The sequence below is a fragment of the Streptococcus sp. CSL10205-OR2 genome (genome assembly GCF_025660655.1).
Lineage (GTDB): Bacteria > Bacillota > Bacilli > Lactobacillales > Streptococcaceae > Streptococcus.
The window spans coordinates 78312-90572 of the sequence record NZ_JAOTIN010000005.1 but is presented as its reverse complement, the minus strand read 5'-3'; the positions used below and the strand labels follow the sequence as shown (position 1 = coordinate 90572).

Here is a 12261-nt window from a genome sequence, read left to right as displayed (position 1 = left end):
CAACACTATTTTAAGGCTCATTGTCAACTGTAGTAGGTGACTAGTCATCTAATTCGAGAGAGAATCATTTGATTCTCTCTTTTTATGTGCAAAGCAATGAACATTTTTGTTTTAAAGTTGTTAAAGTTTCTGAAACTACAAGCTTATAAAAGATTTGATTAATTTCTTTGTGTCTTCTAGTTTCGCATTCGAATAAGGAAGTTCAAATGCATTTGCGATAGATGTCTTATATTTTAAAAACCGTTTTGAAGCCAATCTCGAAGCTATATATGCTTATATGTCTTGATATATTTTGAAGTCCCTAAACAGCTGTATTTTTAGTATAATAGGTATATATTAAATTTCAGGAGGCTAGGGCATATGGTTCCTTTTTGAAATTGCTCCTGTTGAACTATTATAACGATATTTTTAAAGCAATAAATACTATATTTACCATCATCACTCAGAGATATCGGTTCATTATTTATATTCTTTTATAAAATATCAGAGATTATACTAAATCGTGATATAACGATAATTAGATAATAATACTGTTGTTATTTAGGAAAATAACTATTCTTAACTAAGAGACAAAAATTTTCTTTATTTTAAATAAAAAAGGTATTCTAAAAAGGAGGTGTTTCATATGGCTTTGAAAGAGGGAAGAAGCAATGCAAGGTGGAATATTTTTCGTGATGAAGAAATGGAATTTCAATTCATGAGAACTATGGCTACTTTAACTGAAAATGGTGCTGAGATTGGTGAATGTCTAAATGTTAAGAAAAATACTCAAGACAAAGATATAGATAGTTTAGCAAATGCATGGACTAATACAGCGTCATTTGTTGAAAAAGTTGGAGATAATCAACTAGAAAAAAATAATATTGATAGTGCTACAAAAAGTTATTTACGAGCTTCTAATTATTATCGTTCAGCGATGAATTGTTTATCACCAAAAAATAAATGGCATTTTGAAAATTGGAAAAATGCTAAGGCTTGTTTTGAAAAAGCAGGTGCACTTTTTGATCATCCATTTGAACCTATAAAGATTCCTTTTGAAAAAGGTTTTCTCCCTTGCTATTTTTTGCGACCTTCTCATAAAAAAGAAAAACGCCCAACATTGATTGTAGTCACTGGTGGTGAAGGAACAGCAATGGAAATGTATTTCTGGTGTGCCAGAGAAGGTTTAAGAAGGAATTATAACATCTTACTTTGTGAAATAACAGGAAATATTAGCACTATTTATGAAAATTCTTCTTTGACGCTTCGAGAAGATACAGAAGTTCCCATTGGAAGAGTTCTAGATTTTGTAGAAACAAGAGAAACTGTTGATGTGAATAAAATCGCCTTAATTGGTTATAGTGCTGGCGGATACTTTGCTGCAAGAGCAGCTGCATTTGATCATCGTATCAAAGCTTTAATTTGTAATTCAGCATTGAGAGATATTCATGGAATGTTTACAGCTGTATTTCCAAAAATTTTATTGTCCTCAAAATTGTCTTCTTTTGTAGATTTCAGTACTCAGCACTTTATTTCTAAAGCAACTAAAAATAGCATTGAATTAATTTTGTGGGAATCTGGGATTGAGCAGTTTTCAGAACTTTTAGAATTAACAAAGAGAGCAACATTAATTGGTATTGAAGACAAAATCACTTGTCCAACACTAGCTCTTTCAGGAGAAGGAGAAGGTGAACTTTTTCTAAAACAATCTGAAACTTTTTTTAGAAACATTTCTTCTTCTATTAAAACTTCAAAAGTATTTACTGAAGAAGAAGGAGCAAGCGCACACTGTCAAATTGATAATTTAACACTTGCCCGTAGTGTCATTTATGATTGGTTAGATTCAATCTTTTAAAGTAAAGGATATATCTATAACTAATAAAATCAGATGGAGTTAGGTGTTACACATGGCAAACATTGTTTATCAGCAAATTATTTGTTCAAAAGATTTTCTTGAGAAATATTTAATAGATTATTTTCCAATTTGTAAGAATGAAAAAATGGATCCACCCTATATTAGTTTTAATAAACTGTTTGGTGTTTCTAATCTTAATGACTACAGAGAAAAATATGGGGAGTATATTTACTATGGCGATGGTTTTTCATACAAGGAGCAAGAAAATGGAACCTATTTGGTGAAATTTACAACAAGATGGGATTATCCAATTGCTGCCATTCGAAAGGCTATTTTACTTGACCATTCGGTTGAATGGTATGCTATTGAAGAAAATGGCATCTATGTTTCGCATTTTTATTGGTCTCATGGTATACAAGAATCAGTTAGTATTCTTGATGATACCTTTGGAAAGTGGTCATGGGATAGGTATGAGTTTGAAGAAACCCTTGATAGTTGCGATCATCTTATCTGGTACTATTTACTGGAACACGAAAATCAATGCCTACCTTGGTCAAGTGCGTTAGAGTTACCGAGATTTTTTAGTGATTAATTTTTATATGATGATTGTCATTCACTGTCATTTATTAAAAAAGGAGAAAAACATGAAGAAAGTATGGCTTTTCTTATTAGCTATTTTTAGTATAGTTCTGGTTGCTTGTCAGTCACAACCAGAACCAAAAGAAATCAGTCAACCGTATGATTTTGCTATTTTTGATGAAGACAAGATTGTGACTTTTAAGCAAGAAGGAGATTCTGCTTCTGTTGTAGAAAGTGTTGCGAGAAAAAATCAGTTGCAATTTAACAAGGAGAATACTGCTCAATCGGATGCTAGTTTTTTTGCAGTATCTTTACAAAATGGAAAGACTGTAGAACCAACCATCATTTCTGTTCAGCGTGATGATTTAACAGAAAAAATTCACACTTTGGGTACGACTTTCCCTTATACGATAGCCTCTGATGGTACCTATCTTTATTCTGTCACGTTAGATGAAGGGATTCGTTTGGTTAAGTATGACAAAGATTTTAATGAAATCGAGAACAAACGTCTTATAGATAATGACTTTGTTAACATGGCTAACCAACTTTTAGTGGTTGATGACTCGCTTTATCTTTTGATGAGTTCAGTAAGTAATGACACTAGTATGCCATCTACACAGATATGGAAATTGTCCAAATCGTTTGATATTGAGGAGAAAATTAATATTGAAGAACCAGGTGTTTATGTCAAGATGGTTAATGTCGGTCGTACACTTTACTTGCTAGACAGAAGTAGTGGAGATTATGCTTCACAAGGACCGCTTTTAACCTATCAATTGGATACGAAAGAAAAATCCTATGTTGAAATCACTACACCTCTCTTACATCCTGTCTTTATAGACTATGAGCCTAATCGAAATGAGTTGTTGATTGCAACAGAAAATGGGAAATGGTTGACTTATCAGTTGGAGACACATGGGGAAAAAATATCAGAATTTTCAACGGTTTATGATGATATTGTTGTCCCATTTTTTGCAAAAACCCCCACTCACCAATATTTTTTATTTCACAAAACATTGTTTATCCTTAATGTAGAAACGAATTATTCTGAAATAATTTACTTGCAAGAATTCGATATTAAGTTGGCTCATGCTCTAGTGATAAACAGTGAAAATGACTAAGAATGATTAGAAAAAGAAGGTTGAAAATCAAAAAATGTTACACTATTATTATGAGATTAGACAAATTATTGGGTGAGTTAGGCTACGGGTCCCGAAATCAGGTTAAGAAAATGATCAAAATGAAGCAAATCACGGTTGATAACCAAATCGTGCTTGATGCTAGTCGCAACGTTGACCCTAGTATTCAGGAGGTTAGGGTTGGGAGTAAGTTGATTACTTATCACCAAACGATTTATTATCTGATGAACAAACCTCAGGGTGTCGTCACGGCAAAAAAGGATAAAAACTTTCAAACGGTGCTCGACCTTCTAAAAGAGACGGATAAACGAGCGGATATTTATCCTATTGGTCGTTTGGATCGTGATACCGAAGGATTAATTCTCCTCACCAATAATGGTCCACTAGGTTATCGGATGCTTCATCCCAGCCATCATGTTGACAAAACCTATCGTGTCACTGTCAATGGTTTTCTTGATGAAGATGCTGTTCCTTTTTTCCAAGCTGGTGTCGTCTTTTTAGATGGCACTGTTTGTAAACCTGCAGACTTAACAATCTTATCCTCCTCAGAAAATGAAAGCGAGGCTTTTGTCACCATTCGAGAAGGACGTTTCCACCAGATTAAAAAAATGTTTTTGAGTTATGGTGTTAAAGTCATTTCACTAAAAAGAATTTCCTTTGGTCCCTTTGCTATTGAAGACTCCCTTTTACCAGGTGATTATCGCTTGTTGACAGCAGAAGAAAAAGAACAATTAAAACAATTTTTGGATTAGAACGGGATGGAATATTGTTATCATGATAGTCAATGGAAAATGTTGCTAACTGCTCACGATTTATCGTGAGCTTTTTTATTTTCTTAAAATAAAATCTGATAAAGTATTATTTTATAAAGTTAGTCGTGCTATAATATAATTATTAATTTTGAACGGAGTTTAGAAATTGTGACGTTAATTGAAGGTGAATTAAAGATTGTTAAGATAAAAGAATTACTTGAACAAAAATTGACCATTCCTGAGTATCAAAGACCTTATAGATGGTCTGAAAAATCAACCAATACGTTATTTACTGATACTTATAATGCTTTTAAATCAGGTATCAATGAATACCGATTGGGTTCTGTCATTCTCCATAAAAATTTCCCAAATGAGGACTATAGGATTGTTGACGGGCAGCAACGAACCACAACACTATCAATGTTACTGTATGCTCTAGGTGATGATATTCAAACACTTTTGAAACAGGAGTATCAACCATCATCTTATGAGGCTATTAATAAAAATTTTGTCCTGCTTAAGAAACGTTGTTTGGAACTATCTGATGGAGAGAGAAAAAAATATAAAGAATACGTACAAGAAAAATGCACTCTTGTTCAGATTGTCACAGATAGTGAGCAAGAAGCTTTTCAGTTTTTTGATTCGCAAAATTCTCGTGGTAAAGCTCTTAAACCGCATGACTTGTTGAAGTCCTATCATTTACGTGAAATGAATCATGACCTAGAACAACTCAAGCGTCAATTGATTTCTTCTTGGGAAGAAACAGATCAAACTGCCTTGGAAGATCTCTTTCGAAACTATTTATACCCGGTGATTCGTTGGTTTAAGCATAAGGACGGTTTGAATTATTCTAGTGATAAAATTCATGATTTTAAGGGCATTAAACAGTCTAATACCTACAATTATGCGACTTACCATAAGGCAAGTAATATTTTTATCGAGCAAATTAATGCTAGTGGTTCAAGAGAACTACTGAGTTCTGAGGAATTAAATCAGTTTCAGCTGACTCAACCGATTATGGCAGGGAAACGTTTCTTTGCTTGGACCTTGCATTATGCAAATTTACTAGATAAGGTTAAGCATAAAATTGAAGATTACCATCAGCCTGAACAAATACCAAGTCAGAGAACTGGCGATATTTATATCAAACAACTTTATGAAGCTTCGTTGCTGTTTTTTGCGGATCGATTTAGTTTTGAAGCGATAGATGACTCGGTCATGCATCAATTATACACTTGGTGTTATTCATTGCGCTTGAAAATGAAGGCAGTTTATCCGCAAACCATCAACAAGTATGCTTGTGGTAGACATGAACGTATCAATGAAAACAAAGATTTATTTACACAAATGAGTGAAATGATTGATGCTCAAGACTTAAAAATCTTATTAATGGATAAGATTGAAGACCCAAATGATAACTATAAAGCAGTTTATGATGTATTAAAAGAATGGAACGGGTGGTAAGCATGAGTGAAACACTAAAATTGATAAAAGTATCAGAAATATTTTCCAACGTTTCTTATGAAGTTCCCATTTATCAGAGAAATTATGCTTGGGGAACAGATCAAATTGAACAATTGATAGATGATATTGAGACAGCTAATTCTGACTATTTTATTGGTAATTTAATTGTCAATCAAAAAGACAATAATGTTTATGAGGTGATTGACGGGCAACAACGTCTGACAACCTTATTCATACTCGAAAGGTACTTAGGAATGACCTTTAGTAAAGAGGCTTTACGGTTTGAAGCAAGAGAAAAATCAAATCGAACGCTGGCAGCTTTACCTGATATGACGCAATTGATTGAGGAACTACAATCTGATGAAATCAAAGAAGGTTATAAAATTATTTCAGACTATTTTAAGAAGACAGGTCTAGATAAAACGCAATTTATTGAGCGATTACATCATGTTAACATCATCCGTGTGCAAGTCCCAGCTAAGATTGATTTGAATCATTATTTTGAAATCATGAACACACGCGGGGAACAATTAGAACTTCATGAAATTGCCAAGGCCAATCTGATGGGGCAGTTGACGTCACCGAAAGCTAAAAAAATCGCCAAAGATATTTGGGAATATTGTTCCAATATGGATGCTTATGTGCAGATGAATTTTCCGTCAGATAAAAGGAATCAGATTTTTACAGATGATTGGTCGGATTTGTCACCGAAAATAAACAGTTTTGAAGCATTAGAAGATAGTTATGGTGAGACATCTGATAAAGAAGAGGCTAGGTCACTACAAGATATTATTGATAATAAACCAACATCAACGATTGGAAAACAAGATGAAACTGATGAAAATGAACGGTTTGAAGCCATCATTTCTTTTCCCAATTTCTTATTACAGGTCAATGAAGCAATCACAAGAACAACTGATGATGACGCTAGTTTAGACGATAAAAACCTTTTGGCTAATCTGGCAAAGAATTGGGAAAGTGAAACAGCAGCAAAAAACTTCTTTTTTACCTTGTTAAAGGCTCGAGTGATTTTTGACAAATATGTTTTGAAACGTGAGTACGCTAGAGACTATAAGGAAACTGGGAAATGGTCCTTGCAACAACTAAAAAAATATGTTGATTATAAAAGCAGAGCAAAACCACAATATCTTTCAACTTTTGGGGAAGAAGCAGATAAAGACAATACTAATGCTAGTATTAGTAATAAGCAGCTTCGTACTTTGCAATCGGCTTTGCGTATTACCTATACCTCACCAAAAACAATGCACTGGATTTCACTTATTTTAGCTAGTTATTTGAAAAACGAAGAGGATGATATTCTAAAAAGTCTTGAACAGTATGCTGCATCTAAAGTCAAAGATTCTCAATATAAAACAAAATCAGGCTTTGGATTTGACAGAATTGTTTTCACTTACTTGGATTATTTATTGTATAGAGAAGGTTTCAGTTATCAGGGTGAAACAATCGTCACACCTTTAGCTGATGACTGGCAATTTCAATTTAGAAGTTCGATTGAACATTTCTATCCCCAACACCCATCAGAACAAACCAAATGGCCAGATGCTATTTTAAATAGCTTTGGTAACCTAGCCTTGATTACTGTTTCAGGTAATTCTACCTTCAGCAATGCAATGCCAATTGGTAAAGCAAGCACAAACCCTGGAATAATCGAACAAAGTTTGAAACTACGAATTATGGCAGCAATGATGCGAAAAAATAATAACCAATGGACTGAAGACTTAGCAAAAGAACATCAAGCTAAAATGTTTGATATTCTTAGTGAGAATATTTGAAAAGGGAAGATTTTTAACAAATTTTTAAATGATTGGAGGAATATAGATGTCATACTGTAGCATTAAGAAAAAAAGATTATGGAAACAGCAACAAGAAATTTGGATCAATGAAATTACTAACAAAGTATCATGGGATAATTTTTACCAATACAATTTTTGTGAGAATGACGAATATACTATTTCAGATTTTGAACAATCACCACTAAGTCAAATTATTTGGGGTGAAATAATGACTAATTATCTAAATCAAAATAATAATGTTAGTCTCTATAAATATTACATTAATAGATATTATTTAATTATAGAAAATGACGACAACTCTTATAGGTTTCTCTTTGACGTCATGAATAATTTGAAACCAAGGTACTTTACTGAATTGACTGAGAATGAAGACTATCATTTTATTGGTAATTTCACTCCAATTCCAGCAAATAATAATTTGAAGCGTAGTCTTCAATTCGTTCACAAAAATTTAAATGAGGATTGGAATAAAATGATTATTTGCATAAAAGAACGCTGGCATGAGTTTGGGATGAATTTTTCTTTTGACGATTATATAAAAATGACTTTGCAAGAAGACTACTATCATGATGGAATATTCAAGAGTATATCAGAAATTGATGATATAAAGATGTTTATTCAAAAGAGAGGGAAGATTATTCAAGAAAAATGCAAAAAATTATTTAAATAAGATTATAGAGGATTATAAAAATTTTTAATAAATAAAAAATGAAAAGAGGAATAAAATTTGATTGATTTTAACAATATGCTTGTCATTTTATTACCTGTTTTAATAGGTGCTTTAATACCAATTGTTCCAAATATTATCTATAAATTTATGGATAATAGAAGTGAACGAATAAAGAATAATAGGAATTTAAAATTAAATAATTATGTAGAACTAATTAACTTAATAACATTTGTTTTAAAGAATCCTAATCTTGAGAATGGACGTCACAATCTAATGGCAATTATTAATCTAGTTAATTTAGTAGGGAGTCCTGATGTAGTGAAATCATTAAATGAATACATAAAAACATGGGGAAAAGATGATAATCAAGAAGAACAAAATAAAAGTTATAATAAATTACTGAGTTCAATGAGAAAAGATTTAGGAATTGATGTTGGAATCTTGCCTAATCTTCCTGTAGAAGGACTAATAGAAGTTAATATCCGGCAAGAAAATAGTGATTTTAATAAACCATGATATTGTTTTTTATACAAGCGACTAAGGATTTCAATCCTAGTCGTTTTTGTTGTATTTGAGGACGTCATAAGTGTAAAAAATAATAGTATGATTTTGTATAAGTAATAGTTTCTTTAATTGCCTTATGATATACTATTATAGAATAGAAATTTAATATATTATTTTAAAAATTAGTAACTAGTTTTAGTAAAATGATTTTTTTATTTTGACTTTGAAGATATATCATTTGCTAATTTAAATTGTTTGAGAAAAGAGGAGTAACATGAAGTCTCGTGATTTTATAACAACCACTGTTTTAAATCTTGGTGATGAACATTATGAAACATTGAAGCAGGTTCTTGTAGGTCAGTTTATTTCTTTTGCTATTATTGAGGATTCTGAAATAACAAAAGACATTTTTGCTGAAAAAATATATGATTATTTTGAAAAGCTCGAATTGAAAACTAATAAACCATTTCAATTTTATCTTAAAAACTATATGAACAATCTTGATGAAATTGTGAGAAGTAAAATAGCAAAAACAACAACTCCTAAAAAAGGAGAAGGCACTAATGTCATTGTTCCTAGGGCTAGAAAATATTATGAAAAAGCTCTAAAGTTAAAAGAAAGTCGAGAGTTAACTTTTAATAAGCTATATGATTATACAAGAATTATGCTGAGTCTTTACTCTGCAATTATTGAAAATCATTATAAGGAAATTCATAATATGGATTATTCTATAGAAAGCATCAATTCTCATAAGATCATAACTTCAATGAAAAATGAGAAGGAAGAGGTTTTCCTACAAGGAAAAAAACCAAAATTCAATTTAAAAGATTTGTATTCAGCTGATTCTTGTACATTTATCATTGTTAATATCTTATTAAACAAAATGCTGGAAGATAAATTTTAAGGAGATAATAGTTATGAATGACACGTTATTTATAGATTCATTAGAAAAACTGAAACCTTTCTTAAATGATGAGAACATTATTGAAATTGTTGTTCGTCAAGGCAATAAAAAAATTAAAACCTTTCAAAAGATTGCATTAAATGGTTTTCAACAACCAGAAGTTAAAGAATTGGCTAGTAAGGTTATTAAATCAATGAGTAAGAATAATCGCTTAGTTCAAAAAAATTTACAATTGACGCGTCAAGTAGCCAATCTTCAACAGCTGGACTTGGTTCTAAATGGTGCAAATCTTGCGGCTACAGCAGTGACTTTTGCTATTCTTTATGAAAAATTAAACAGCATTAGCGCTGAAATTAATCAACAAATCAATCAACTTCACCAGACAGTAAAACAAGGGTATGATATTCAGACTGGATTTGAGTTTAACAAAGTATTAGCAGACCATACGGATATGCTTGATAGTCGTAGAAGAAAGCAACCTTATCCAGAAGATAAAATGAGAGAATTAGTTGATAGAGAATTTAATGTCCTAACTCTTTTAATAAAAGCCTTTCAAAAGGATATTGCTGCAGATAATGAGGCGCTTATTGTTTCAATTTTCTCATTATTAGCCATGTTTACCATATCTTTACGTTATTTTGATGAGCTATATTTTTTTAATAATCATGATGTTTTGGGTGACCAAGAAGTGTGGCATTCCTCACATGGAAAATGGATGAGCATTTATGAGACATTATCTTCTGAGTGGTTCGTTGAGAGACTTCAAGACCATGGTGTTTTTAATACTAATATGACTACAAGTGAAGTAGATATTTATTATAGTGAACTTTTGAATCAAGTGAGAGATTTGCGTGAAGAGGTTGAAGATAACCAATCATTAATTCTATCCATTGGTGACTTGGAATTATTGAATGCTCTTCGTGAGAATAGCTCACGTCAAGTGAAAGAGTCCATAGAAGAAGCTTTGAAGGAAGCATTGGAGGGTGAAGAGTCTCCTGAAACTGTAAAAATAATGGATGAAGCATCTAAACAAGTAGCGTTATTAGCTTAGGAGTTTATTATGAATATAGATGTAAAAAATGCCATTGATAAACTGTTACTTGCTTGTAAATCCGCACAATCTGTGTTAACGTCAAACAAAAAAGTGGCAGATATCACTGAAATGGTTGTTCAGGATATTTTATCTTTCATTACAATTATTTCAATTTCAGGCGCTGAAGATAGAGTAAAGCGTTTTAAGGAAATTTATTTAGATGACTCATTAAGAGAAATCAATATACCTAATAAAGCAAAGTCATTTCCAAGTTCTTTTGAAATACTATGTCTCCTTGACCAAACACTATTAGAAAAGAAAGATATTCAACTGTCACCACTTTATATTGAAATGATTATTGAGTTGGGGAAATACTATTCTTTCAGCCAATATGATAAAAAACAGATTGATGTGAAAAAATTCAAAGACTATCTTAAAGGATTGAATGATTATTTATCTCAAACTGTTACAAACATAGAATTCGTTTCACAAAACAAAAATACTGATAATAATGACCAAAAAATTGTTTCTGAGGCACCAATCTCTGAGTTATCCAATAGCTCTAATAAATCTGCTAGTTCAAAGGAGTCTGAAGAAACTATCGAAGAATTATTAGAAAACCTCAATCAACTGATTGGACTATCAGAAGTAAAACAAGAAGTTAATACACTCGTTAATCTGTTGAAAATCAAAAAAATACGTGAAAAAAGAGGATTCAAGACAGCAAATATCTCCAAACATCTGGTTTTTTTAGGAAATCCTGGAACTGGGAAAACAACTATTGCCAGACTTATTTCTAAAATTTACAAGCAATTAGGAATTTTAGACAAAGGTCAGTTAGTTGAAGTTGATCGTGCTGGTTTAGTAGCTGGTTATGTTGGACAAACGGCTTTAAAAACAAAAGAAAAAATAGACGAGGCTATGGGTGGGATTCTCTTTATTGATGAAGCTTATACTTTGGTTAAAGGTGGCTCTGATTTTGGTCAAGAAGCTATTGATACTATTTTAAAAGCCATGGAAGATAATAGAGAAAACTTTGTTGTTATCGTTGCTGGCTATCCTGAACCGATGGCAGAATTTTTAGAATCCAATCCTGGTTTGAAGTCGAGATTTAATAAAACGATTTCTTTTGAAGATTATAACGAAGAAGAATTGTTTGAAATTTTTGAATTGTTTTGTCGTTCAAATGATATGAGACTCGCTAACAATGCTATTGAAAACTTTAAGAAATACCTAAAAAAATTAGTTGAAAATAAGCCTAAAAATTTTTCAAATGGACGTACGATGAGAAATCTCTTTGAAAGAGCAGTGTCTAATCAGGCAAACAGACTTGCTCAACTGACTGATATAACCGACGATGAGTTAAATGAAATAACAATTGAAGATCTTGATTTACCACATATAATTATCAACTAGACTATTTTTCTTAAAAGAAAGATAGTCTTTTATTTTATAAGACAAATAATAAATATCCTGTGATAATCCACCTTTAAATACCAAATTATCTGTTATAATAAAAACAACAACCAAACACTCAAGCTTTACATACCAATCACCAATGTTCAACC

The 12261-nt window shown here is 31.7% G+C and carries 11 protein-coding genes and 1 pseudogene; 11 read left to right on the top strand and 1 reads right to left on the bottom strand.

Features of this window, described 5'->3' with window-relative positions; all coding sequences use genetic code 11:
- Positions 1–44: 44 nt before the first annotated feature.
- A pseudogene (locus N7659_RS04090) lies at positions 45–246 on the bottom strand (ISL3 family transposase); the annotation flags it as partial.
- A gap of 379 nt (positions 247–625) precedes the next feature.
- On the opposite strand from N7659_RS04090, the gene N7659_RS04085 reads away from it, so the two are divergent.
- From N7659_RS04085 to N7659_RS04035, 11 genes are all read left to right on the top strand, one after another.
- Complete coding sequence (locus N7659_RS04085) at positions 626–1834, top strand: alpha/beta hydrolase family protein (protein ID WP_263275957.1); 1209 nt, start codon at positions 626–628, stop codon at positions 1832–1834.
- A 52-nt stretch (positions 1835–1886) separates the two neighbouring features.
- Positions 1887–2426: a hypothetical protein gene (locus tag N7659_RS04080; RefSeq protein WP_263275956.1), complete on the top strand. Its 540-nt coding sequence runs from the start codon at positions 1887–1889 to the stop codon at positions 2424–2426.
- Positions 2427–2478: 52 nt separating this feature from the next.
- A complete protein-coding gene (locus N7659_RS04075; RefSeq protein WP_263275955.1) occupies positions 2479–3534 on the top strand; it encodes a hypothetical protein in 1056 nt (351 codons plus the stop codon).
- Positions 3535–3584: 50 nt separating this feature from the next.
- Positions 3585–4304, top strand: a complete 720-nt coding sequence (locus tag N7659_RS04070; RefSeq protein WP_263275954.1) for a pseudouridine synthase — start codon at positions 3585–3587, stop codon at positions 4302–4304.
- Positions 4305–4472: 168 nt separating this feature from the next.
- Positions 4473–5768: a DUF262 domain-containing protein gene (locus N7659_RS04065; protein ID WP_263275953.1), complete on the top strand. Its 1296-nt coding sequence runs from the start codon at positions 4473–4475 to the stop codon at positions 5766–5768.
- Between the two features lie 2 nt (positions 5769–5770).
- Positions 5771–7561 (top strand): DUF262 domain-containing protein, encoded by a 1791-nt coding sequence (locus N7659_RS04060; protein WP_263275952.1) that lies wholly within the window; start codon positions 5771–5773, stop codon positions 7559–7561.
- A 46-nt stretch (positions 7562–7607) separates the two neighbouring features.
- The gene (locus tag N7659_RS04055; protein WP_263275951.1) at positions 7608–8252 is read left to right on the top strand and encodes a hypothetical protein; all 645 of its coding nucleotides are present in this window, start codon (positions 7608–7610) and stop codon (positions 8250–8252) included.
- Between the two features lie 57 nt (positions 8253–8309).
- Entirely contained in the window at positions 8310–8768 is a 459-nt protein-coding gene (locus N7659_RS04050) for a hypothetical protein (protein ID WP_263275950.1), read from the top strand.
- Between the two features lie 262 nt (positions 8769–9030).
- A complete protein-coding gene (locus N7659_RS04045; protein WP_263275949.1) occupies positions 9031–9660 on the top strand; it encodes a hypothetical protein in 630 nt (209 codons plus the stop codon).
- A gap of 13 nt (positions 9661–9673) precedes the next feature.
- Positions 9674–10711, top strand: a complete 1038-nt coding sequence (locus N7659_RS04040; protein ID WP_263275948.1) for a hypothetical protein — start codon at positions 9674–9676, stop codon at positions 10709–10711.
- 9 nt (positions 10712–10720) lie between these two features.
- Entirely contained in the window at positions 10721–12109 is a 1389-nt protein-coding gene (locus N7659_RS04035; RefSeq protein WP_263275947.1) for an AAA family ATPase, read from the top strand.
- Positions 12110–12261 lie beyond the last annotated feature (152 nt).